This window comes from Vibrio sp. S12_S33, from assembly GCF_963889785.1.
Classification (GTDB): Bacteria; Pseudomonadota; Gammaproteobacteria; order Enterobacterales; family Vibrionaceae; genus Vibrio; species Vibrio aestuarianus.
Window position 1 is genome coordinate 1 of the sequence record NZ_CAWPQZ010000036.1, and the last position, 24,758, is coordinate 24,758.

A 24,758-nucleotide genomic window follows, 5' to 3' on the forward strand; every position below is an offset into this window, starting at 1 on the left:
CCCATCGTTTATCAGTTAGCATTGTCCTTGGCATGGTGAACTCAGTTGTGATTTGTTTTTGGCGAAATGATTATAACCTTCACCATGCCGTTCAAAAAATCATCACGAAAGATCAACAGACCCTAGTGATTATCACCTCCAGCGTATTTTTGAAATACAACAGTTGATGGATGAACAAGGTCTTCTTGGAACTCTAAAAAAACGCTGTGAGCAGTCTGGCCTAACTGTATTGGTCGATTATGACATCAGCCGACACTTTGTTGCTCAATATCCCTATCAACATTTAGAAGCTCAATTGTTTCTACTATGCGATGAACTGACAACGTATCGCGTTTATCTTGAAGGTGTTGTAAGGCATTCTTTTGCGAGAGATTTAGAGTCAGTAAGGTATGAACCATACCGTATTGGGAATTCTGCGTTAAATCGTATGAATGCACTTATCCAACAAAACGAGAAGTGGTCTTTTTTGGTATCGAGTATAGAGCTGCTCAGAGAGTGTATTGAGGCCACGCATTGCGAGCAATCACCACAGATGATCGAGTCATATTTAATCATTTTTGACACTCACTTAGCGCTATTAAATCGTTGGTTTGATCCCGAGCAATCACATGCGGGGCGATGGTGGCGCTAGCTACTACAAACTACTATTCGTTACGACCTACTACCAATAGATAGACCCCGCAAGCGGGGTCTTTTTGCTTTTAGTCAAGCGACTTATTTCCTGACCAAAATTGAGGGCTAAGCGATTTCTAAAGAGCGTTCTTCCACAACCGTTAAGCGTTCACCATAAATAGGACGTAATGCTTGAAGTACGTGATTACGAGTCAGCATTCCGACAAATTTACCATTGTCTAGAACGGGCAGGTTTTGCGGCTTGCTGACTTTCATGCTTTTTGCGCGCTCCTCTAGTGATAGTGAGCTAAAGCGAGTGGCAATACCCATGCTTGTCGTTGGGTATAGCTGCTCTTTATCAATACATAAGAATTCTGCAATATCGATTAGACGGTCAGAAGCATCGATAGCCACAACGTCACGACTCATCAAATCAACCACTTTTTGGTCTGCTGTTGGAATGTAATCTTGGCACCATAAGTCGACCATCACATCGTGAGCGGAGAAAAATCCTACTAAGCGACCTTCCACATCGACAACTGGAGCACTATCAAGCTGGTTATCTAAAAGCATATCAACCGCAACAGCCGTTGGCATTTCAACGCTCAGAGAGATTGGTTGGGTATTCATGATGTCTTGGACCATTGTTGTTTTGTTCATTTTAGTTTCCTTAACTGACGTGATTGTTGCAGTTTTTGTAATAGATTGGATGTTGGCAGCTTTGAGTTGTGGACGTCGGAAAATACTCCAGTTGGCTAAACCAACCAGCACCGCTCCGCCAACGATATTGCCTAACGTTACAGGGATTAGATTTGCGGTAATAAAGTGATAGATGTTGAGATCGGCATAGTGACTTGCATTCACCCCAATTTGTTGCCAGAAACTGTCTGGAGCAAAGTTTTGAATCACAATACCTAAAGGCACCATAAACATGTTAGCGACACAGTGTTCAAATCCACTGGATACGAACATCGCGACAGGCATGATGGTCATCGCTGCTTTTGTCATGGCATTGGCAGAGCTGAAAGTGAGCCAAATTGCAAGACAAACCAGTAAGTTACAGAGAATTCCTAATGAAAATGCTTGAATTATGGTGTGATGCAACTTGTGTTGTGCAATATTGAGCGCATTTAGTCCCCATTGCCCACCATCCATTTGATAAAGGCCTGCACCAATAACTAAAACCAGTAATAACATGGCACCAATGAAGTTGCCGACGTAAACTTTGCCCCAAATAGACAACATTTTGCCGAAGCTGATTTGCTTGTTTGCCCAAGAAATGCTCGATAACACGGAACTTGTGAACAGTTCACCACCGCAAATCACAATTAAGATAAGCCCCATACTGAAGGCCAAACCACCAGCTAATCGACTTAATCCCCAACCAGCATTGGCACTACCCGTTGTGACCGTAATGTAAAACAAAAAGGCTAAGCCAATAAATGCGCCAGCCATAATAGCCAAGCTTAAAGTCATACCGCTGGATTTCTTAGCTTTACTTAAAGCGAATTTTTCCGCTTCAACCATCATCTCAACAGGTGAGAACAGTTGTTTATTTTCAGAGTAGGCCGCTGACATAGTGTCTCCCAAAACTCATTTTCATATTTACCTCCTAGTTAATGTAAGAGTAAAAACAATGCATCATGCTTTGCTTCCTAAACAGACTAACCAGTTGAGTATGTAGTGGTAAAATTGATAATTTTTAAAATCATTATCAAATAATTTGATATGCATAAATGAAGGTGTAAAATGAAACCGCTTGCGCACATATCACCTTAAAAACTAAGGTTAAATACGCAGAAGAAAATGAAACTAAATAGGATTAGCAGTGCGGTATTCACTCAAACAATTAGCAGTATTTGACGCCGTTGCCGATAGTGGTAGCGTCAGCCAAGCTGCAGACAAATTAGCGCTAACACAATCAGCGACCAGTATGTCGCTTGCACAACTGGAAAAAATGTTAGGGCGACCTTTGTTTGAAAGGCAGGGAAAGCAAATGGCATTGACCCATTGGGGAATGTGGTTGAGACCCAAAGCAAAGCGTTTATTGCAAGACGCTCAGCAAATCGAAATGGGGTTTTATGAACAACATTTACTTAGTGGGGAAATTCGATTAGGGGCCAGTCAAACTCCAGCCGAACACCTAGTCCCAGACCTCATCAGCATTCTTGATAACGACTTTCCAGAGATGCGAATTGACCTAGGAGTACAAAGTACGAAGGGGGTGATAGATGGCATACTTGATTACAAATATGACCTTGGTGTTATTGAAGGCCGTTGTGACGATAATCGAATTCACCAAGATGTATGGTGTCGAGATCACCTGACCGTGGTTGCATCAGCACATCACCCGTTTGCAAAGCGTGAAACGGTGAGTCTTGCGCAACTTGAGCAAGCAAAGTGGGTACTTCGAGAACATGGATCCGGCACGAGAAAAGTATTTGATAGTACCGTTCACAAACTCATTGCAGATTTAGACGTGTGGCGGGAATACGAACACGTTCCTGTGCTACGCAGCATGGTTGCCAATGGTCCTTATTTGACATGCTTGCCATATCTAGACGTTGAACGCTTTATCAATGCTGGGAACTTAGTGGCTCTCAATGTGCCTGAATTGAATATGGAAAGAACGCTTTCTTTTATTTGGCGTGCCGATATGGCTGAAAACCCTTTGGTTGAATGTATTAAACGTGAAGGGTTAAGAATGATGAAAGGTAAACCAAGCGTCCTTTAACTATTCACATCTTACAAAAAAACATATTTTCTAAATCTGTTGATTTACCGTTTGCGTCTATTTTTTTGTGAGAAATATGGGTTTATTGCAATATTTATGTGATTAAAGTCACTAGATATTGATTGGTTATACTCTAGTATGCCCACTTGATTCACTGATGCCATCGCAGTACTGCACTTTATTTTAATCTCGTGCAGTTTGTTTGGCTCAAATGAGGGTGCTATGAGTACATTATTTGCCATTTCATTGACCACTGGAATTCTTTCCGGTGTTTGGGGTTGGGTTGCCGTTTCATTAGGGCTGCTTTCGTGGGCTGGTTTTCTTGGCTGCACTAGCTATTTCGCCTCTCCAACGGATGGGATAAAAGGGTTAGCAGTAAGTTTGATGACCAATATCAGTGGTGTATTTTGGGCAATGGTGATTATTCATACATCAAGTTCAGTTAGCCTAGATATTTGGGGTTACGTCATCACTGCTATAGTGGCATTTTTAATGTGCATTCAAGCTTCCAAAACATGGCTAAGTTACATCCCCGGTACCTTTATTGGTTCTTGCGCAACATTTGCCGCAGGCGGTGATTGGCAAATCGTGGTTCCTTCTCTTATTTTGGGCGGTGTATTCGGTTACGCAATGAAGGCAAGTGGAATGTGGTTACATCAGCGATCAAAACAGCCGGATCTTAACGACAAAGCCGTTGCCGAAACACAGTCTTAATGGTTTTCCCTATAATGTATTGTGTGGCGTTGGTTTAAGAAAAGGCTACCCCCGACTGATTTGTATCGATTCATCAAAATTGTTGATATTAGTCTTCGGTATTTATTGTCCCTATATAATGCCGAATGAATATGGTACAAGGCACACAGCAATGTGTGCCTTTTTTTAGAATTGAGTATTGCCGTTAGCCATCGTAATGACACGCTTTAGTGTCCAACGTAAAAGTATGGGAATACATTCAATACCTTGTAGTTCACAGTGGGAAACAATAGCTAAAGCTAAGTCTGGCTTCGCGTGTTTCTTCAATACGCGCGTGACCACTTTCTTCGCTGGAATAGGGTGGTCGTACGGAATTTTGATCATATCTTTGAAAAAGTTTTCAAACCCATGAGAATAGAGGAAATGCTCAATATCTCGGTCAGGTAATTCTGTCAGACGATGTCTTTCCTGATCGCCAGATAGCATTCCACGAACAGTTGCCGAATATTTTTTGCCGGCAGGGTCTCCATCCGTGACCACATGCCAATCAATTCCAAAGGCTTTTGCCACTTTAATTAACGATTTCAAGCCTGACTGAGCAAATTCTATAATTTGAACACCCTCAGCGGCTAAGTTGTAGCCACATTGACGTGCTAGTTCACTGAATAGCCATACTTCCGTTTCGCCTTCAACTAATAACCAGCAACGAGCAAACAAGGCTCCAGAACGATGAAAGCGTATATGAAATCCAATTCTACGTAGTTCATCTTGGTTTAAACCTCGAGAAGGCATTGATGTTACAGTGGTGCGATCAGAAGTTCTCACCAAACGGCGAATAGAGTGTAAAGGTACCGAACCCAGCAGCTCACCACTGTTAGTGGTGAGTATTTTTTGCATTGGAAGTAGTTCAAGTAAGCTCCAAGCGCGTGCTAAATGAGTTGGATGCAAACGACCTTCGGGATCTTCCAAAATAAGCAAAGGTCGAGCGCAACGTCTTAAGTCTGTTGGTCCTTTTGCTTGAAGGTAGGCATTGAGCAGCCCCATCAATAAAAGACGAGTTTGTTTATTTTTTGTTTCTTCAACAACCTGACTTATGTTCTTGTCTGTTTTAGGGCTAGAGTAAACTAAACTATCACGTTGTTTCCTCGGATTTTTGCGAGTTTGACTTTTGAATGAAAAATAATGATTGACCAAAATATTCATCGAATTAAGGCTGCTTTTCATCTCACCTTTATTGACATGCCCAGGAATGGCAAGTAAGCGACGACAGGTATTATCGATACGTTTTTCTACCCGTGCATTTTTTCCATTGCCGTTAATGAATGGGCGTTCAAAACGTCTTGAATCTTTTAGGCGGATCACAGGATGAAGGCTCATCAACTCTTGGGCGAGTTTTTCTGAATGATGCAAAGGGAGCGGATTACCCTCAATATCTAAAAAAAGATATTGAGTAGTAACTTGGTGATGATCCAGTGTGCCACTTATCCGATAAAAAATACGCTTGTCACCGTTTTCATCATCGACCCAAAGTGGTCTTAATTTACGATAACGCCCTGATCGAGATTCATTTTTTTCGGTTGAAACAAAACTTAAAATAATTTGTAAATGCTGGGTTTGTTGGTGGGCGATAGAGTAGTCGACATGGAAGTCCTGCATTTCAAATTGATAAGGTACTCCGTTGGCGGGTAAAACGACAGATAATGCGTCTAGTAATGAGGACTTACCCCACGTGTTTTCACCTATTAAGGTAGTGAGTTCATCAAAAGAGAGCGATAAACGTTTAATTCCTCTGAATCCAGAAATTTCAATTCGCTCTAAATGCATAGGCTGACTCCTTTTATAACTCAAAGACTTACTGTATGTTCAGCTTCTTTTTATCAAGCATAATTTAAATTTTTGAGATAAGTAGCTTGTTGGCTCACATATCAAATGTTTATGTGAACGCTACAGGCAGAAATAATGTTAGGGAAAGGTGATGCAACACGCTTTGTGTAAATTAGTTTTCAAAGCCGTTTCATAAAAGTCACGATTCTGTCATGATTTGTAGGCTAGGATGGAGTGGAAAAAGAAGAGATAGATAAATGATGCATAAAAAGAACAGACCAGCATCAATTATGCTGGCACATATAAATGACACTCACTCATATTTTGAACCTACGTCGTTACAGCTTTCATTGAATATAAAACAACAGACGTTGACTCCCTATGTCAGTGCGGGCGGCTTTGCTCGGATAGCGACCAGAGTGGCTCAATTGAAAGATGATGCCGCGCGCATGAAGCTCCAATTTCTGTTTTTGCATGCAGGAGATTGTTTTCAAGGTACTTTGTATTTTTCCTTATTCAAAGGAAAAGCCAACGCCGACATGCTTAATGCGCTTCATATTGATGCGATGGCTTTGGGTAATCATGAACTGGATATGGGCAACGAGCCGGTTGCGCATTTCGTTGAGCGAATTCAATTTCCATTACTTGCGGGTAACTGGGATTTATCTAGTGAAAGAAAAGACAAACCTTACCCTATAGCATCAAGTCCACAAGTCATCAGCTACGATTCTCAAGGCCAGTATGCACAATGGATAGAAAAACAAGTAGGTGAGGAAACTATTGCTATCTTCGGTTTATCACTCGATAAAATGACCGATATTGCTAACCCTGATCCAGATACGCCTTTTGCCAATGCCATTGAAACGGCGAGAAACACAATTAAGCAACTGCATCGTAAAGGCATCAACAAAATCATTTTGCTCAGTCACTTGGGTTATGAAGCTGATATTGAACTGGCACAGCAGGTTGATGGTATTGGTATTATTGTTGGCGGGCATAGCCATCGCTTACAAGGGGATTTTAGTGCATTAGGCTTAAAGAAAGACGATGACTATGGCTTAAGAATTAATGATACCTATGTCGTACAAGCTGGATACTACGCATTAAGTTTGGGACATTGCCAAGTGGATTTCTCTACTGAAGGAAAAGTCGTTGGGTTTTGCGGAGGAAATGAGCTATTACTTGGCCGCCGTTTATTTTTAGATGCGAGCATGAATGAAGCCGGAACGGATGAAAGTCATCTAAGCGCCTGCGAGTTTCTCAACAATCATCCCAATGTTGTGGTGTGTAAGAAAGACCCTCTGGTTCAAGGTATCTTGATCGATAAATACATGCCAAGAGTGCGCCAGTTACAACAGAATATCATTGCCCATGCTGATCGCTCGCTAAGGCATGTTCGTATCCCTGATGAAATGGGAGCGAGTGAACTAGCCCCGTTAGTGGCAAAATCTTTTATGTATGCGATGAAAAAGCGCGGGCACCCAGTACAGTTTGCAATTCATAATGCAGGTGGAGTGCGTAATTCACTCAATGCGGGTAAGGTATCCATTGCCGATATTGCCGGAAACTTGCTGCCATTTGCCGTTCCTATCGGTGTGTATCACATTCAAGGAAAAGTGATTGCGCAAGTTGTCGAAGGTGCAATAAATAACGCATTAGGTAATGGTGTCAACGGCACTGGATCAGGCAGTTATCCATACACGCATAATTTATCATTTGTCTATCATCACGATTGGCCAATTGGAAACCGAGTGACTGATGTAAAACTGTTTGATGAGAAATTAGGTTGGCAACTAATTGATTCTGAAAAATATTATTGTGGTTCTTCTTCTGCCTATACGATGAAAGGCAAAGAAGGTTACGATGCATTACTGCAAATGCAAGGTGAAGGCATTGTTTCGAATGTTTCAATGGCCGATGCATTTATTGAACTGCTTACCGCCCACCCAGAGACGTTAAATACTCTTGAATCGTCGCGAAGACATAACAGTACTGTGTAGTATTACTGTTGTGGCATAGAGTTTGCTCAGTAGTTATTAGTCTTAGAGCATCTTCAACCTTTGAAGGTGCGTGGAGATGCTAAGGGGAGAACTATGTGGAGTAGAGATTGGGCTGACATCGTCATTGTTGTTGCTTGGGTTGGCATTTGGTCAGCATTAGTTTACTTACTGCCATTTGCAGGTGTTTAGACGTGAGCTCCGTTGAAGATCTTTGAAATTATTAAGGAGCAATATATTGCTCCTTTTTTTGATTTAATCTATGGACGTTGTACGATGACAAGCCTAAAATCTATGCCGATTGGGGAGTAGTCGCCTTATGTTTATTTATCGTCATCTCGTTAAGCATTCGCTTATCCGGTAAGTATAAGTTAGTGTTTTTTTTGTAAAACAGAAAAACGGCAACTTCGACGAGACCAACGCATACAACACTGTTCATTATGACCAGTGGTTACTTGTCTGCGGAAGGTTTCGAACAGCGCGATTGCCTTGTGAACCTTCTGTACATTGGAGGACGCACATATCATGACCCCAGAAATCTACGTTTGTTTCGGTTTACTCACTATACTACTTATCTCCGTTGATATTTGGCAAACCCGTAGTGGTCGAGTATCAATCACTAAAGCGGCTATCTGGAGTGCTGTATGGTTGATATTAGCCTTTGTATTTGCAGCAACTATCTATTTTTATTGGGATCTTTACGCTCCAACCAGTACCTATTCTGCTAATAAGGCAATGATTTCATTCATCACGGGTTATTTGCTAGAGAAATCACTCAGTGTTGATAACTTGTTTGTTTTTGCGATTGTTTTTCACCAATACGCCGTACCAGAACATCTTCGCCCTCGCGCATTGCTATGGGGAGTGATTGGGGCGCTTATTCTGCGAGCGGTAATGATCATTGTCGGTGCTCAATTATTAGAGCAATATCATTGGTTGCTATATGTGTTCGCATTATTTCTTATGTGGACCGGGATACAACTTGCGCGTGAAAAAGGCGATGGGCAGCTAAATCCAACGCCAGAGAAATTCATTCGACGCTGGTTTAAAGTCACTGACAGTTATGAAGGTAACACGTTGATTGTTAAACGTGATACACAGTGGCTTGTGACTCCGATGCTAATTGTTATTGGGGTGCTTGCGTTTATGGATGTGATGTTTGCTTTGGATTCAATACCTGCCATTTTTGCAGTGACACGAGAACCTTTTTTGGTGCTAGCCGCGAATGTTTTTGCACTACTCGGCCTTCGTTCATTATATTTTGTTCTGCAGGGAATGATGGACAAGTTTACTTATCTCAAACCTGCGCTGTCATTCATTATGGTGTTTATTGGTATTAAGATGACATTGGTTGGCTCAGAGTGGGAAATACCGACACAACTCTCTGTGAGTGTTTTGCTTATCACTATGTCGGTTGCCATTATTGCTTCAATTTATAAGCAGAAGCATTCACCGTTGTTAATCCCAAAATAGGTGTAAGGCGTGAGAGAGTAATTACCAGTACTTGCGACATAGAGTTGTTTGGATATGGCATGCTCTCTGTATACACTTCACCCACTGTGAAGGCCTGCCGTTATTTTAGTTTAACTACGACAAAAAGAGATAAAAAGATAAGTGTAAACGACTTGTGAATGCCGGTGGGAGGCGTCAAAAATTAAGATTAAAATTCACACAAATAACGCCATTCTGCATATAAAACTAAAAATTATGAATATAAAAAACCACCACTGTTAATATGTTGTTTCATTAGAATAACTAATCTGAACTTGGAACTTTTGTCATTTTTTAACCAGATAAATATCACCTAGAATTCATTTCAACAAAGTAAGTTACCGAATATAAAGAGAGGCTATCATGGCACAAGCAATGAATCTGGGTACTATCACTGCACCTACCTCTATGGACAAAAAAACCTACACGGTTAACTTCAAAGGATTGATCAAACATTTAGTTGATATACTTTTTGTAGACAGCAGCGCCCCTCGTAGTTACTACGAGAATGACTTGTCTGGTCACATGCAAAAAGATATCGGTTTATACCGTTAATTAGCTATTTATTAGAATTAAAAAAGCCGTCCCCGAAAGAGACGGTTTTTTCGTATATAGCGATAACTAATTGGTAGAAAAAAGAAAAGCGTAAGCGCTAAAGTTGTCGTTACGCTTTGTTGTTATCTGCAATTATTTTTTACGGCAATATTCTGCAATGATGTACATCGATTGACCGTTAGCTTTACCTGAAATCAGTTTCGGGTCATCACCTAAGCTAATACCACGAACCACGGTACCTTGCTTGATCACCTGACTAGAACCTTTGATGGGTAAGTCTTTAATGATAGTGACGTCGTCACCTTTTTTAAGTTCAACACCGTTTACATCACGCGGCTTTTCGGCATCATCATCCATGCCAATTTCAGCCCATTTTGTTGTTTCTTCTTCAAGGTACATCATGTCAAGTAGGTCTTGAGCCCAACCTTCAGTGACGGCAAGTTGCTTGAGTTGACGCCAAGCCATCACTTGAACCGGCTGCTCTTGGCTCCACATGCTGTCATTAAGACAACGCCAGTGGTTCACATCTACTGTTTCTGGGTTCTCGATTTGACCTTTACAGGTATCACACAGCATAACAGCATGGTCAACAGTAACCATAGTATGTGGCGCTACCACAAATGGTGATAATGGAGATTCTGATGAACAAAGCTCACATTTTGATTGGCAGCGTTCAAGTAAAGTTGCTTCAGTAGACATAGTACCCACCTTGTAAAAATATGTAAGCGCGTATTATCCACTTTGCGCCTAGAAATAAAAGGGGTATTACTGAAAAGCGCTCTTTTTGAAGGGAATTGCACTGAATATGTCATCAATAGTCAGTAGTTCTGTTTCGTGCTTTACGCTGTTATTGCTCAAAGGCATAATACGCGTAGTTTTTATATTCATAGTTAGGTATCGGTTTGGAACTGCTAGCAACGCCATTTTTAGGAAAATCTCTGCGCCTTGAGGGATCATTGTCAGGTTGGCAACAACTGTTTTGGGATAATCATTTGGTCGCTCAATGTGATGCTTCAAGTGAAGCTGGCCCGACAACTATCCATCAATTTCAGTTGCTCAATGGCGAAACACTAAACCATTGTGAATTAAAGGTGGAACTGACTTGGCAGCCATTTTCTTTACACTACCAAGCCTCTGTTAATGGTGACGTTGTCACGCAAGGTGAGCGTGTTGAGAAAGATATAGAGGCTCAAACTCCTTATAGTGCACCGAAAGTAGAAAAACGATTTAGTTTGATTGGGCTAGTTTCGTTAGGGATGAAAGCTTTAAAAAGTGCCAAGTTAATTAAAATAGTCTTTGCATCAGCCAGTTTAGCCGCTTACTCGTGGCTCTTTTCGTTTCAATTTGCGCTTGCGCTGATCGCCTGCTTGATGTTTCACGAATACGGACATATTCGCGCCATGAAGTATTTTGGCATGAAAACTAAAGGTATTTATCTAATCCCATTTTTAGGTGGCCTTGCACTGAGTGATGATAAGATCAACACTCGCTGGCAAGATGTCGTTATATCAATCATGGGACCATTTTTTGGCTTAATTCTCTCACTCATTTTAGTTGTATGTTATTGGGTGACTGGCGAGATGTTTTTTGCTGGATTGGCGGTTTTTAATGCGTTTCTGAATTTGTTCAACCTGTTGCCAATTCTTCCTCTGGATGGTGGACACATTTTAAAAAGCGTTAGCTTTTCAATGAACAGCAAACTCGGTATCGCCTTATGTGCCTTAGCTGCTGTGGGCGGTGTTGTGTTAAGTTATTCACTTGGATTGACTTTATTTGGTTTTTTGTTGGCAATGGGAACGCTAGAAATTGTCATGGAATGGCGACAACGGCATCAGAGCCATTTGCTACCATTGAATCGTTATGGGCAGATATTTTCTGCGCTGTGGTATATCGGACTAGTGGTTTCGCTAACGACCATTATTTGGAGTTTTGCCAACACGGGCGATGCAATGCTGCAACTCCCTCTGCTCATTCTTGGTACTTAAGCTGTTATAAAAAATAGACACCTTCAGAAGGTAAAGAAAAGGAGCATGCAGTGCTCCTTTTTTACATCAATAATTTCGAACATTTATTGTGATTAATAGCATTACCCACATTTAGGACGCGTAGCTGACGAAACTGGTAAGGCTTTAATCTTCTCTTCTAAATCATGGATTCGCGTACTATGCGAAGGGTGGGTTGATAGCAATTCAGGAGGCTGGCTTCCACCTGATACCTTTGCCATATTTTGCCATAAAGAAACACTCTCTTTAGGGTTAAAACCTGCTTTAGCCATCAGTTCAAGCCCTACAATATCGGCTTCTGATTCTTGTGTACGCCCATAAGGCAAAATGACGCCATATTGCACGCCAACGCCCAGCGCAGCCATTGTTGCTTCCTTATACTGGGCATACTCCGAAGCACCAATCGCTACCTGTGTAATTTGTAACCCTGCATTTGCAATTTGAGACTGAGACAAACGCTCGTTACTGTGGTTGGCTAAAACGTGTGCGACTTCGTGGCCAATCACCGTAGCCAACTGATCTTGATTAGTTGCTACCTTGAGTAAACCTGTATAGACACCAATTTTCCCACCAGGCAGTGCAAATGCATTGACCTGATCACTTTCAAATACCACGACTTCCCAGCTGTCAAAACTTGGTTGTTTAGGGACATAATCTGTCACCGTTTTCGCGACACACTGAACATAAGCATTGGTTTTAGCATCGTTATTGATCGGGATCTCTTTCTTCATTTGTTCAAAAGATTGATCACCTAAGCTGCTCATATCTTGATCAGAAAATAGGATTAACTGGTTTCGACCAGTGGGCGAAGAACTACAAGCAGCAAGTGCCATGCAGCTTAATAGCACTGAAATTTTGAGGCTGTTTCCCATAAGATAGTTTCCTTTTAGATGAACGATTACTCATCTCATAACTCATTACATTTTAAAAGAATCATATCATCGAGAAGCTAGTTTGTAAGTCGGCAGTTTTTATATTGTGCAAATTTATTTAACGCTCTTCATCTAAGTGTCGAATGCTTTTTTCTTGGTTTTAGGTATAAAATGAACGTCTTTAAAAATAGATGAGATAGACACATGGCCATTTGGAAGAAGCCGATTGATCTAGAAACCTTGAACGCGACCTCTAAAAACACATTGATAGAGCATCTCAATATTATTTATAGCGATTACACCGACAATTCTTTATCTGCGACGATGCCCGTTTGTCATTTTACTCATCAGCCACTTGGTATGCTACACGGTGGAGCTTCGGTTGTGCTCGCGGAAACATTAGGTTCATTGGCGGCAAATTTTTGTGTCGATCAAGACCACTACTGTGTTGGGCTGGATATCAATGCCAATCATGTTAGAGCGATGAGAGAAGGCCATGTTATCGGTACGGCAACGCCAATTCATTTAGGTGTTTCCACACAAGTGTGGCAAATCAATATTACTGATGAACGTGAGCGCTTGGTTTGTAGTAGCCGTTTAACTATAGCCGTAAAGAAAGTACGTCATCCGACCAAAACAGAAAAGGTAGACCATTAAATGGTGATTGATTTTTCAGGTGGAAAACTTATTGCCACGGCGCATGAGCTGGTGGTTCGTTTGAACGGTGATCATAAAGTGACACTGCAAGCACAAACGGACGCCATTCAACTTATTGGCCAAGGAGCCAATGTGGTTTCAGTCAATTGTTCAGAGGCTAAGTGGTCCATTAAATTAGATAATGAGCAGCAAATTAAGCAACTGTCTCAACAGCTAGGATGTGATATCGCTTAAAGAATGCTTTGAGCCCCTTGCATCGTAAACACAAAATGAGGAAACTACCTCAGTTTTATAAAAACTGAGATTTCCTCTTTATATGAGTAGCCCGCGACTTCGAGTTCAATTTGAATCATTATTTGAACACTTTAATGGCCAAGATGTTGGTGTTCAATTAGAAGATATTACCGATATTCTATTCTGCACACGTCGTAACGCCCGTATCGTTCTGAACAAAATGGAAGAACAGGGTTGGATCGAATGGCACCCCGCAGCTGGTCGCGGAAAATTGTCTGACCTGAAATTCAAACGTAGTCGCAGCGATGTTAGCGAAAACCTTGCTCGCCGGTATCTGGATGAAGGTAAAATAAGTCAAGCCTTCTCTGTTTTGGATCAAGATGCAGCAAAACTGACCCAAGTTATTCAAAGTTACTTGGGGGTTCAGCATCAAGAAGGGCTGCAAGTGGTACGCCTACCGTACTATCGACCACTTTCGATACTCAATCCTTTAAAGCCGATGCGTCGTTCAGAGCAGCACATCGCGATGCAAATCTTCAGCGGCTTAACCCAGCTTGATGAAAATGAGCAATTACAACCCGACCTTGCGCATACGTGGGAAGCCATTTCTGCAACGCATTGGCGTTTTTATCTACGCCCAGGGGTTAGGTTCCATAATGGCGATTTACTGACCACAGAATGTGTTGTAAAAAGTCTTTGGGAATTAAGATTTCTGAACCTGTTTTCTCATTTAGAACGTATTGATTCGCCTTCAAATTGGGTGATAGACATCTTTTTACAGAAACCGGATAGCCGTCTTCCTCTGCTGCTTGCAGAGTCTTGTGCCAAAGTTTTACTGGCTGAATCAAATCGTAGTGAAAATTTTGACTTAATGCCTGTTGGAACTGGACCGTATAAAGTGGTGCTTAATGACGAAAAGCGCCTAGTATTACAAGCCTTCGACGGTTACTTTGGCTTTCGTCCATTGTTAGATAGAGTCGAAGTGTGGGTCATTGATGAAGCGTATTCATCGATGGTTTTTCCAAGTCTATCGCACCCAATTAAAACTAAGCGTGGTTCCTTTACGGAGGACGTAGACCTAGACCCCGGCTGTACTTATTTACTGTTAAATAGAAAAAATGGGGTCGCTGCGGATGATGTATGGGCAAACTACTTAACCAATAAGCTCAGTACATTAAACTTATTTCGACAATTACCAGAAGAGAAGGTTGTCGAGCTGGGTGTGCTGCCAGCGTACGGATTGAAACCGGGTTGGTATCACCAGACCTCAAGTGATACTTCCATAAAACCACCCAACGAGCGTTCAATTACCGTCGCGTACCATGCTCATCACCCTATGTTTCCTAGCTTGGTTAAAACCATACAGCAACTACTCAAAGATGATGGGATTAACGTAGAGTTGATCAAATATGACTTAACTGTTGAAGACACAAGTTTGGTTGATATCTGGGTAAAGCCGATGGGCATTGCCAATCATCGAGAAGATGCACTTGCAGGATGGTTGTTGGATTATAGTGATATAGAACATTTAAGCCGTGCAGAGGATTTTTCTTACTGGGCGGGGTTGGTTGATTTATGGCGCGCAGATAAACACGCCGCTTTCCCTGCGAAAGAGATTGGTAAGTCATTAGTTGAGAAATATCAAGTGATCCCAATGTTCCACTGTTGGTTAGGTATCAGCAAAGATCAGTGTGGTTCTCTACAAAATGCAAAATGTAACGCATTAGGTTGGTTTGATTTTAGTAATGTTTGGGTGAAACCTGAGTGGTAATTTAAGACGATGAAAGTGATGATTTTGCGATGTCCATCCATTTTTTGATCTGGGTCGATAAAAAGGTAATAAATTGGTTAAATACTATCTTAATCTTGTAAAGATGCTAGACTTTATTTGTCCTTATTTTATTCCGTAAATTTACATTTTTATTGAGGTTATGTATGGAACTTGGGTTAATCATCGCTTTTATCGTTGCAGCTGCTGTAATGGTTAAAAAAGAGATGGCCGACAATAAATAAACAATTCATTTTTACTTTTAATCCCATTTTTTGAATGAATTTGTCTAAGGCCAGTGTAAAGCTGGCTTTTTTATATCTTTTCTCTGAAGTAGTATTTTCGCTCATCCATTACCTCTATAATTTTTCACTTTTATTCAACGCGGTGAATACCACTACATAAGCAAATAGGGCATACTTCTTAGCAGTTATAGCCAAACAACTAATTGCTGATTTCATGGAAGGGTGACTTATTTTGCAAAGTCCAATTACTTTAGAAGCACTTCATATTCTAGATGCTATCGATAGACGTGGCAGCTTTGCGGCTGCGGCAAATGAACTCAACCGAGCACCTTCATCGCTCAGTTATCAAATACAAAAACTTGAACAAGATTTAGATATCATGATCTTTGATCGCTCAGGACATAAAGCCGCATTTACCGAGTCTGGATTGCTTATTTTAGAGCGAGGGCGTGCCATTCTTACTGCTACAGAAAAATTAGTTAATGACGCGACACTACTTGCCAATGGTTGGGAGTTAGATCTGACGGTTGCCTTTGATGGGATCATACCGATCAATAATTTCTTTTCTATGGTGGAAGCCTTAGGTAACGTAAGTAAAACTAGAGTACGGCTTCAAGAAGAAATTTTAGCGGGTTGCTGGGAATCTTTGTCAACTGGTCGCTCTGATCTACTGATTTGCCCAAGAATAGAAACTTTGCCACAAGACGTTAAAGCCGAAACGATTGGTTCTATGTCGATGATTTGGGTAGCTGCAAGTTCGCACTATGTCCATAAACGAAACGGGGCATTTGATGAAGTAGCACGCGAAAAATATCGAGTTATAGCGATTGCTGATACCGCTCGTGAGCAACCAGCGATGAGCGTTAATATTTTGCAGAAACAACCAAGACTAACTGTGACAAATTTTAGTGCCAAATGTGAAGCACTGATCAACGGGTTAGGAATAGGAACACTACCGAAGCAAATAGCTTTACCTCTAATAGCGGAAGGCAAACTAAAAATCATAGATGGTTCTCCAGAATCTCCTGTTGAAATTATTATGGCGTGGCGTCGAAATAAAATGGGTGAGGCCAAATCGTGGTGCGTACAGTACCTTAAGAAAAACTGGTCGTTAGGCTAATCGGAGCGCTTATTTCTCAGCTCGTGGGCAAATGATCATATGAAGGCGGGAAGATCAAGGTCGATCTTCCCTTGTGACTCAGACCTTATTTAATACTAACACCATGTCAGCTGTGCCATCTTCAAAATGAATGTCGACTTCAAAGCCCAATTTTTGAGCAAGCGTCAGCATTCCTCGGTTTGTCGGCATGGTCATCCCTGATATTTGTACAGTACCTTTTAAACGACAGTAATCGATGACTTTTTGCAACAAAATTTTTCCTAGGCCGTTTCCTTTAAGATCGGTGCGGATCAAAATAGCAAATTCAGCATCGGTATTTTCTGGGTTAATTAGTGCTCGAGAAACCCCAATAATCTTGCCTTCACCATCATTATTGTCAACGGCAACAAAAGCCATCTCTCTGTCGTAATCAATTTGGGTAAAGTTGGCTAATGCCTCGTGGTTGAACTCGCCAACATCAGAGAAAAAGCGCTTGTATAAATCTTCTTTCGAGACGTTATGAATAAATTCTGCGTGCTGTGGTTCATCTTCCGGCAAGATAGGCCGTAACATCACAACAGAATTGTCTCGTAGCGTCACCCGTTCCTCTAGTTCACTTGGATAAGGACGAATCGCCAGCCTACTGTGTCCATCACCTTGAAATGGTTTTAATACTAAATCAGCATCAAGGATCGTAAATTGGCTTCCATTAGCAAGTACTGGATGTATATCCAGCTCGTGAATTTGTGGACAATCTATTATCATTTGCGAAATTCGCACCAGAAATTCAGACAAGCCATTAACATTCATCGGTTCTGGTAATTTTTGTAGCCTAATTTTGCCTCCACGAATTGCCCTTACAATCAAATAACGGGCTAATGTCATATTGAGTGGCGGCAAAGCGGCTGCAGCGTCAATGGCTTCATCCCATTCTGATCCACCTTGCCCTAGCAAGATCACCGGGCCAAAGGTCGCATCTGTTTTAACCTTAATACGTAACTCTTCTCCGCCAGCGAGTTTAGCCATTCCTTGAACCAATAAGCCATGAATATTAGCAGATGGATAGGAGAGCTGCGTTCGGTCTAAGATTGCTTGAGCGGCGTTTGCCACTTCATGGCTATTGCGCAAGTTAAGCATCACGCCTTGAACATCGGACTTATGGGCAATATCTGGTGATCTCAATTTCACTGCGACAGGGTAACCAATTTGTTCCGCAATATGGACTGCTTCACTCGCATCAGAAGCTATCCATGTCGGCAACACATCAAAATTAAAGCATTTAAACAGCGTGCCTATTTGATGAGTATCTAAATGCAAAATGGATTGCTCGCCAAGCTGCTTATTAATCCACTGTTGTGCGGTGTGGATTTCTGAAACATGAACGGGCTCTGCAGTAGTTGGGGTTTCCATCAACTGTTTCTGATTGCGCCTGTATTCAACTAGATGCATAAAAGCGACCACGGCACTTTCTGGAGTACGATACGTTGGAATACCTGCCTGAGTGAATATTTGTCTAGCAGGACGAGCTGTTAATTCGCCAGACCAATTAGTTAAGATATTGAAATGTTTATGCCTTGGATGCGCTCTAATCGCATCAACAACGGCTTGTGCCGTCTGCTCTGATTGCGCAATAGCTGAAGGACTATGCATGATAAGAATTGCATCGGCTTCATCACTATCTAGCAGTGCATTAAGCGTATTGACGTACCTTGTGTGATCCGCATCGCCAACCATATCGATAGGATTACTATGTGACCAGCTATCAGGTAAACATTGATTCAATTTCTCAAAAATATGTTCTTCAAGCTCCGCCAGCTTTCCACCGCGCTCAAGCAAAGTATCCACCGCCATAATCGCAGGGCCGCCACCATTTGTAATGATGGCCAATCGTTCACCTCTAAGTGGTACTGAGTGGGTAAGAGTCTCTACCGCGGCAAATAATTCATGGGTATTATTGACTCGTAGCATACCAGTTCGCTTAATCGCGGAGTCATAAATAATGTCTAGAGTATCATCACCCCCGGTATGAACTTGCGCTGCTTTACGACCCGCCAGAGTACGGCCGCCTTTGAGCACCAATATTCTTCGATTGCGTGAAGCCGCTCGTGCAGCGGACATAAAACGCCTTGCATCTTTTATTGTGTCAACATACAGAAGGATCGCGTCGGTATGCCTATCTGTACTAAGGCAATCAAGTAGATCGGCAAAGTCAATGTCACTGGCGTTGCCTAACGAAATAAATGCGGAAAATCCAATTTGTTTATCGTTAGCCCAATCCAAAATTGTGGTACAAACGGCAGCGGATTGAGAAATAAACGCGATATTGCCTTTCAATGCCGTTACTGGAGAAAACGAGGCGTTGAAATTAAGCCAAGGCAAAATCAAACCTAAACTGTTGGGGCCGAGTACACGAATTGCTGCTGATTTGGCGATTTCTGAGCACTGTTTTTGGATCTCAATGCCCTGATCGTCAAGTTTGTACATATCAGACGAAAGTACAATGACAGATGAAATTCCTTTTGCCGCTAATTGCTTAAAAATGGTTACGTTTCTTGTCGCATGGGTACAGAGGATTGCGATGTCAGGAACGATAGGTAATGCATCAATAGTTTTGTAAGCTAAAACACCACAAACTGACGGGTAATAGGGGGTAACAGGCATGATTGCGCCATCGAATCCACCTTGCAGTAAATTCTTCATAACAATGTTGCCTGCGCGAAAAGGCCTGACGGACGCACCAATGACTGCGATTGATTTCGGTTTTAAAAATGGGTTTAAATTATTCATGTAGCTACACCATTCATTAGTGAACTGCTGCTAGCTTAACCAACAAATGGTGAACTTATTGGCGATATTCGTTTGAATGTGATCGTTTTGGCAGCGGACATATGCGACTTTGTGCCACAAATCACAGTGTAAGGATATATAATTAAAAAGCGCACTTGATTCTGGGCGTCGCTATCGGCATGATTTATAGTAATTTCTACTTAAGGCGTTGAACATTTCATGAAAAAAATAGCAATTGTCGGTTTATCCGTCCTTTTGGCTGCTTGTGCTTCAGATACTTACATTACTGATGTGACATCTGAAAGTCACCGCGAAGAGTACAAAGTCGCCTCTGTACAGCAACCAGTAATGACTCAAGATGGTATGGCGAATGGGATTTCTGAAAGCAACGTTGAACCAAACGTTGTAAAAATGCCGCCAAAAGCTGTAGAAAAACAAGTCGCTCAAACTAAACCTGCGGTTGCTATTATTCCACCAACCGCCAAACAAAAAGCAATGAACCCACGTTTTGGCTACACGATTCAGGTGGTTGCTGTTGGTTCACAAACCAAAGTTGATCAATTCGCGAGCAAATTGCCGACTGCTGACAATCAACCGATTTGGGAAAACTACAAAGTCGTAAATGGCACTAAGTGGTATACCGTTCTTTATGGGGATTATGCAACACGTTCGGATGCACTAGAAGCTATCAATACGCTTCCCGCTGAATTCCAGGCAATGAAGCCGTTCGCGAAAAGCATCGATGCTATTAAGAATTCTGAGTTTCCAACGCTCAACAAGTTAAATTAACCTCTGTTGAATTATACCGACTACTGATGTTAAAGAGGGGCGAAAGCCCCTTAATTGTTTGGTATTTAAGCAGTTAAGTCCAAAAATAACATTTGCTTAGCTAAAATTGTGTAACTTCTTGCTGAATTGATTATGATGTTTAATTAGCTTATCTAGTAACATCACGGACAGATTTTAATGACAACAACAATTCTTCTACTGTGTGGTGGCGGTTCTTCTGAGCATGAAGTATCGCTTGTTTCTGCTAACTACTTACAAGCTCAACTTGAGATGACAAAGAGTTTCAATGTTATTCGGGTTGAAATGAAAGATGATGGTTGGTACAGCGAGCAAGGTGAGTTGAGTTATTTAGATACCAATGCTGCAACGTTAAACACTAGCAGTAGTTCGACAACAATCGACTTTGTCGTGCCATGTATCCATGGATTTCCAGGGGAAACTGGCGATATTCAATCCATGCTTGAATTAGCTGGCATTCCTTATCTAGGCTGTGGTCCTGAAGCCAGCTCTAACAGCTTTAATAAAATCACTTCCAAGCTGTGGTATGACGCTCTGGGCATCCCAAATACGCCTTATTTATTTTTGACTGACAACAATGCCCAAGCTTATCAGCAATGCGAAAAAGCATTATCAGAGTGGGGCGCCATATTTGTAAAAGCTGCACGGCAAGGCTCATCGGTTGGGTGTTACAAGGTCACAAATGTTCAGCAGTTAGCTACAGCGATTGATTCTGCATTCAGTTATTCAGAGCAGGTGCTGGTTGAAAAGGCGCTCAAACCACGTGAACTAGAAGTTGCGGCTTACCAAATTGATGATGTTCTGTATTTATCTAAACCAGGAGAAGTGATTGCTCCAGAAGGTGCGTTTTATACTTATGAAGAAAAATACAGTGCAGACAGCCATTCAATGACGGAAATTGAAGCAAAAAATCTTACGGATCAGCAGTTAGCATCGATAAGGCATTGTGCAGAAAAAGTGTTTACGCATATGAAGTTAAGACACTTATCTCGAATTGATTTCTTTTTAACGGCCGATGGTGCAATTTATCTAAATGAAGTCAATACCTTCCCAGGCATGACTCCGATTTCAATGTTCCCGAAAATGCTAGAACATAACGGCCATTGTTTTCATGAATTTCTTGCAAACTGCGTGACAACGTCACTTAAGACCAAGGTTTAATCGTTTTAAATTTCATTTTCTCCTGTTCTGCGGTGTGAGTTTTACCAATATATTGGGCTGGCATCGCAGGGCTTAACCACCGTCCAAATTGTTGAATATCTCTCATCTTATAACCTTGCTTCGCTAATTCTTGCGCCGCTCCTATCCGTGTCGATTGGCCTGAAAATTTTAGATTCATCAGACCTAGCTGTTTACCTGCATTACGCAAAATACGAAAAATCGACGCATCATTGAGCGATATTGAAGAAATATTACCGTGACGATCTATAGAGCAAAACACAATACCTTCATTTCTGTTAACAATGGTCAGCCAACGATGAAGCGCTAATGAAGCCCTATCGGAAAGGGAGTACTTTGCTTCCCCAACATGTACTGTTATCGCTAACTCATTATCTATACTGATTTGTTTACGCTCGAAGAATTTAAGTTCTCCTCGTTTTAGCACGCATTCAAACATCACGTAATAAATAGCGAGATCTCGGATGTCTTTTTTATATTCAGAACGTGAGAGTCGCTCATCCAAGGCGAATAGATGCTCTTGGGTAAATGGCATTGCTTGTTTTGCGTCATCTAACTTCTCTAGTCTGAGGTTGGCAAGTGACATTTGAACTTTACGATTTGTGGTTGGATCATTTAAAGAGAGTAATGAGTGTATGACACCAATGGTGACAGCGTAACGCCTTATGGTCGAGTATTTGTGAGTTCTTGCTTCATATTCAATAAATTGCCTAACCGCTGCCACTGACGCTGGCAAAGAAGATACATGCTTGGAAATACAGAAAGAAACAAAGTGATTCCAATCTTTTGTCATTGCGAGTAAAGAATTTCTGGAATATTGATTTTGTACTAGTTGCTGGAACTGCTCTAAACTAATGGGTGAAGAAAATTCACTAAGCTTTTGTTTTAAAATAATAGGATCTGTGATGACGGGAATGTTTTTTCTCATCTTAATGCACTATAACAACAAAAATTATCAATAAATATACTTGATAACGGCGTAGATACAATTATTATTTAATTAACCACAATTAAAAGACCAGATAAAATATGGCTATTTCGATATATCGAGGTTTTAACCTTAAATCGGCTCCTAATTCCACTGAAATATGGCAAGTGAAAATTAAAAACCATGTTTTGACTGGAAACCTTGCTGCGGTGAAAAAAAGCATAGACTGGTGGTGTGATACAGCATCTATTATTGATCCGCGTGAATTCAATTCTGTTGGACAAAAACGGAATGTAACCTCTGTGCACCAAGAACAATTTGGTGGATTTACTCTTAAAAACGATACCGGTGAAGCTAATGCTTGGTATTGTATTTTTAATGGTCGCTTAATTAAAGGTTCTAAAGTGGCTATTCAAAAACATATCGAAGCTTTTTTGCTAGCAAAGCAAAAAGCAGAACAAATGAAGAAGTAATAATTTATGACGCTTGTATATTCAACTGATTTAGGTCGCATTAAATCAGAACCTGAGAAAGTAGAACGGCCGAAAGGTGATGGTATTGTCAGAATTCATCGCCAAACCAAAGGCCGAAAAGGTAAAGGCGTGAGCATAATTACCGGACTAGACTTAGATGATGCACCATTAAAATTATTGGCAGCAGAATTGAAAAAAGTATGTGGATGTGGCGGTTCAGTGAAAAATGGCGACATCGAAATACAAGGTGATGTGCGAGATAAGGTGAAGGTTCACCTCGAAAAGAAAGGTTTAATCGTTAAGCTATCTGGTGGTTGATGCTTAAATAGTACAATAGCCCTCATGAATATGATAAACAATGTGATTGGGGGAATATTCAAGCTCATCCTCTCACTAGCTAGAACTTGATTGTCATTTCTAAATGATGATCCCTCTTATTTTCTTAGCGCTCACTGTTTGAACTCCATGTATCTCTCGTGTGAGTAAATTATCGAGAGCGAAACAACAAAGCAACATTTACCGTGCTTTTATCACGATGTTTTCTTATATTTTCATCGAGTTACAGTTTGAAACACTTCCTTTTTATCTTCTTTAATTTTTCTGACAAATCAAGCGGTATGTTTGCTGTATTTTTAACGGATCCTGTTCTAATAAGATTATAAATAATGCAAAAGAAACCACTTGCGGCACTTATTGCTACAACACTCATCTTAGTTGGGTGCGGTGAAACGGAAAACATTCAAACCCAAACACCATTGCCACTTGTTGAAACACAACGGGTTATCCTTGTCGAACATCAACAAAGTAAATCTTATATTGGCCGTATCGAAGCGATAGAAGACACAAATATTACTGCTCACGTTTCTGGTTACTTACAGGCCCGTCATTTCAAAGAAGGACAACTGGTCGAAAAGGGTGATTTGTTGTACACCATTGAGCCATCGTCATTCGAAGCTCAGCTAGCAAGTGCAAAAGCGGCCGTAGCGCAAGCTAATGCCGTACTTAAAAAAGCACAGCTTGACCATGTGAGAGGCAATGAACTCCTTCCGCGTGGTAGCATTTCTCAATCTGAATTTGATGCATTAACGGCGGCATTACATGGTGGGCGAGCTGAATTAGAAGCGGCAAAAGCAAAGCTAAAGCTCGCTGAAGTTAATCTTTCATACACTCAAATACGGGCCCCTTTTAATGGCCGTATTAGTGATAGTAAAGTTAGTTCTGGTGATTTAGTTTCTCCATCAACGGGTATTTTGGCTACGCTTGTGAGCTTAGATCCTATCAATACGGCTTTTAGTGTTAGTGAACGAGAGCGTATTGCTTTAAGTATAGATAAAATTAAAGGTGATGGCGCAACGCAAGCGAATGGTGTTGAAGTGCTACTTGAACTCGAGAATGGCGAGCAATATCCTTATTTAGGTCAGCTAAATTACTTAGGCAATCGAATCAATCTAGATACTGGCACTATTGATATGCGTGCCGTTATTCCCAACCCCGAGCAGCGACTTCTTCCCGGCCAACACATCAAAATCAACCTTCGTGAAAGCGTTGCTAAAAATGTTATCGTTATCCCACGTCGTGCAGTCCAAACAGACTTAGAGGGTGATTTTGTTATGGTGATGTCAGACGATAATATTGCAGAACGTCGCAATGTCGACTTGGGGCCTCAAGTTGAGCAAGGTATTAGCATCAATCAAGGCCTATCACTTAATGATGTGGTGATCACCCAAGGTCTACAACGTGTCCGCAATGGTGTTGAAGTTCGTACTCAAACGCCAACAACGACCAATCAATAAGGAGGCG

23 protein-coding genes are annotated in these 24,758 nt (G+C 41.3%); 16 read left to right on the top strand and 7 right to left on the bottom strand.

Annotation, left to right across the window (positions count from 1 at the left end; all coding sequences use genetic code 11):
• Positions 1-166 precede the first annotated feature (166 nt).
• A complete protein-coding gene (locus AACW06_RS14610) occupies positions 167-631 on the top strand; it encodes a hypothetical protein (RefSeq protein WP_192075625.1) in 465 nt (154 codons plus the stop codon).
• Between the two features lie 107 nt (positions 632-738).
• On the opposite strand, the gene focA is transcribed toward AACW06_RS14610, so the two are convergent.
• Positions 739-2,190, bottom strand: a complete 1,452-nt coding sequence (gene focA / locus AACW06_RS14615) for a formate transporter FocA (protein ID WP_192075626.1) — start codon at positions 2,188-2,190, stop codon at positions 739-741.
• A gap of 250 nt (positions 2,191-2,440) precedes the next feature.
• Between focA and AACW06_RS14620 the strand changes: the two genes are divergently transcribed.
• A complete protein-coding gene (locus AACW06_RS14620) occupies positions 2,441-3,346 on the top strand; it encodes a LysR substrate-binding domain-containing protein (protein WP_192075627.1) in 906 nt (301 codons plus the stop codon).
• 222 nt (positions 3,347-3,568) lie between these two features.
• Entirely contained in the window at positions 3,569-4,060 is a 492-nt protein-coding gene (locus tag AACW06_RS14625; RefSeq protein WP_192075628.1) for a DUF1097 domain-containing protein, read from the top strand.
• A gap of 165 nt (positions 4,061-4,225) precedes the next feature.
• On the opposite strand, the gene AACW06_RS14630 is transcribed toward AACW06_RS14625, so the two are convergent.
• Positions 4,226-5,863 carry an ATP-dependent endonuclease gene (locus AACW06_RS14630; protein ID WP_192075629.1) on the bottom strand — a complete coding sequence of 546 codons (1,638 nt, stop codon included), beginning with the start codon at positions 5,861-5,863 and terminating at the stop codon, positions 4,226-4,228.
• Between the two features lie 257 nt (positions 5,864-6,120).
• Here AACW06_RS14630 and AACW06_RS14635 point away from each other — a divergent pair, with 257 nt between their 5' ends.
• The 3 genes from AACW06_RS14635 (at position 6,121) to AACW06_RS14645 (ending at position 9,906) form a co-directional block, all read left to right on the top strand.
• Positions 6,121-7,863: a bifunctional metallophosphatase/5'-nucleotidase gene (locus AACW06_RS14635; RefSeq protein WP_192075630.1), complete on the top strand. Its 1,743-nt coding sequence runs from the start codon at positions 6,121-6,123 to the stop codon at positions 7,861-7,863.
• 522 nt (positions 7,864-8,385) lie between these two features.
• Positions 8,386-9,333, top strand: coding sequence for a TerC/Alx family metal homeostasis membrane protein (locus AACW06_RS14640; protein ID WP_192075631.1), 948 nt, complete (start codon positions 8,386-8,388; stop codon positions 9,331-9,333).
• 381 nt (positions 9,334-9,714) lie between these two features.
• Positions 9,715-9,906, top strand: coding sequence for a hypothetical protein (locus AACW06_RS14645; protein WP_053312113.1), 192 nt, complete (start codon positions 9,715-9,717; stop codon positions 9,904-9,906).
• 132 nt (positions 9,907-10,038) lie between these two features.
• On the opposite strand, the gene AACW06_RS14650 is transcribed toward AACW06_RS14645, so the two are convergent.
• Complete coding sequence (locus AACW06_RS14650; RefSeq protein WP_192075632.1) at positions 10,039-10,605, bottom strand: PhnA domain-containing protein; 567 nt, start codon at positions 10,603-10,605, stop codon at positions 10,039-10,041.
• A gap of 203 nt (positions 10,606-10,808) precedes the next feature.
• On the opposite strand from AACW06_RS14650, the gene AACW06_RS14655 reads away from it, so the two are divergent.
• Positions 10,809-11,891, top strand: a complete 1,083-nt coding sequence (locus AACW06_RS14655) for a site-2 protease family protein (protein WP_192075633.1) — start codon at positions 10,809-10,811, stop codon at positions 11,889-11,891.
• 101 nt (positions 11,892-11,992) lie between these two features.
• Here the strand turns inward: AACW06_RS14655 and AACW06_RS14660 are convergent, their stop codons facing one another.
• A complete protein-coding gene (locus AACW06_RS14660) occupies positions 11,993-12,781 on the bottom strand; it encodes a M48 family metallopeptidase (protein ID WP_192075634.1) in 789 nt (262 codons plus the stop codon).
• Positions 12,782-12,985: 204 nt separating this feature from the next.
• Between AACW06_RS14660 and AACW06_RS14665 the strand changes: the two genes are divergently transcribed.
• The 3 genes from AACW06_RS14665 (at position 12,986) to AACW06_RS14675 (ending at position 15,443) form a co-directional block, all read left to right on the top strand.
• Entirely contained in the window at positions 12,986-13,438 is a 453-nt protein-coding gene (locus AACW06_RS14665; protein WP_192075635.1) for a hotdog fold thioesterase, read from the top strand.
• A complete protein-coding gene (locus tag AACW06_RS14670; RefSeq protein ID WP_168524650.1) occupies positions 13,439-13,672 on the top strand; it encodes a DUF3389 domain-containing protein in 234 nt (77 codons plus the stop codon).
• An 82-nt stretch (positions 13,673-13,754) separates the two neighbouring features.
• Positions 13,755-15,443, top strand: coding sequence for an SgrR family transcriptional regulator (locus tag AACW06_RS14675; RefSeq protein ID WP_192075636.1), 1,689 nt, complete (start codon positions 13,755-13,757; stop codon positions 15,441-15,443).
• Between the two features lie 176 nt (positions 15,444-15,619).
• Here the strand turns inward: AACW06_RS14675 and AACW06_RS14680 are convergent, their stop codons facing one another.
• Positions 15,620-15,790 (bottom strand): hypothetical protein, encoded by a 171-nt coding sequence (locus AACW06_RS14680; protein WP_192075637.1) that lies wholly within the window; start codon positions 15,788-15,790, stop codon positions 15,620-15,622.
• A gap of 127 nt (positions 15,791-15,917) precedes the next feature.
• On the opposite strand from AACW06_RS14680, the gene AACW06_RS14685 reads away from it, so the two are divergent.
• Positions 15,918-16,805, top strand: coding sequence for a LysR family transcriptional regulator (locus AACW06_RS14685; RefSeq protein ID WP_192075638.1), 888 nt, complete (start codon positions 15,918-15,920; stop codon positions 16,803-16,805).
• Positions 16,806-16,883: 78 nt separating this feature from the next.
• Here the strand turns inward: AACW06_RS14685 and AACW06_RS14690 are convergent, their stop codons facing one another.
• Positions 16,884-19,571: a bifunctional acetate--CoA ligase family protein/GNAT family N-acetyltransferase gene (locus AACW06_RS14690; RefSeq protein ID WP_192075639.1), complete on the bottom strand. Its 2,688-nt coding sequence runs from the start codon at positions 19,569-19,571 to the stop codon at positions 16,884-16,886.
• 219 nt (positions 19,572-19,790) lie between these two features.
• On the opposite strand from AACW06_RS14690, the gene AACW06_RS14695 reads away from it, so the two are divergent.
• Both AACW06_RS14695 and AACW06_RS14700 read left to right on the top strand, forming a co-directional pair.
• Entirely contained in the window at positions 19,791-20,360 is a 570-nt protein-coding gene (locus AACW06_RS14695) for an SPOR domain-containing protein (RefSeq protein ID WP_053312104.1), read from the top strand.
• 177 nt (positions 20,361-20,537) lie between these two features.
• A complete protein-coding gene (locus AACW06_RS14700; RefSeq protein WP_192075640.1) occupies positions 20,538-21,539 on the top strand; it encodes a D-alanine--D-alanine ligase in 1,002 nt (333 codons plus the stop codon).
• On the opposite strand, the gene AACW06_RS14705 is transcribed toward AACW06_RS14700, so the two are convergent.
• The gene (locus AACW06_RS14705; RefSeq protein ID WP_192075641.1) at positions 21,523-22,485 is read right to left on the bottom strand and encodes a tyrosine-type recombinase/integrase; all 963 of its coding nucleotides are present in this window, start codon (positions 22,483-22,485) and stop codon (positions 21,523-21,525) included. The genes AACW06_RS14700 and AACW06_RS14705 overlap by 17 nt on opposite strands.
• Before the next feature lie 101 nt (positions 22,486-22,586).
• Between AACW06_RS14705 and AACW06_RS14710 the strand changes: the two genes are divergently transcribed.
• The 3 genes from AACW06_RS14710 to AACW06_RS14720 all read left to right on the top strand — a co-directional run bounded on the left by AACW06_RS14710 (position 22,587) and on the right by AACW06_RS14720 (position 24,751).
• Positions 22,587-22,958, top strand: a complete 372-nt coding sequence (locus tag AACW06_RS14710) for a DUF3319 domain-containing protein (protein ID WP_192075642.1) — start codon at positions 22,587-22,589, stop codon at positions 22,956-22,958.
• Positions 22,959-22,964: 6 nt separating this feature from the next.
• A complete protein-coding gene (gene yciH / locus AACW06_RS14715; RefSeq protein WP_192075643.1) occupies positions 22,965-23,276 on the top strand; it encodes a stress response translation initiation inhibitor YciH in 312 nt (103 codons plus the stop codon).
• Positions 23,277-23,623: 347 nt separating this feature from the next.
• Complete coding sequence (locus AACW06_RS14720) at positions 23,624-24,751, top strand: efflux RND transporter periplasmic adaptor subunit (RefSeq protein ID WP_192075644.1); 1,128 nt, start codon at positions 23,624-23,626, stop codon at positions 24,749-24,751.
• Positions 24,752-24,758: the final 7 nt, after the last annotated feature.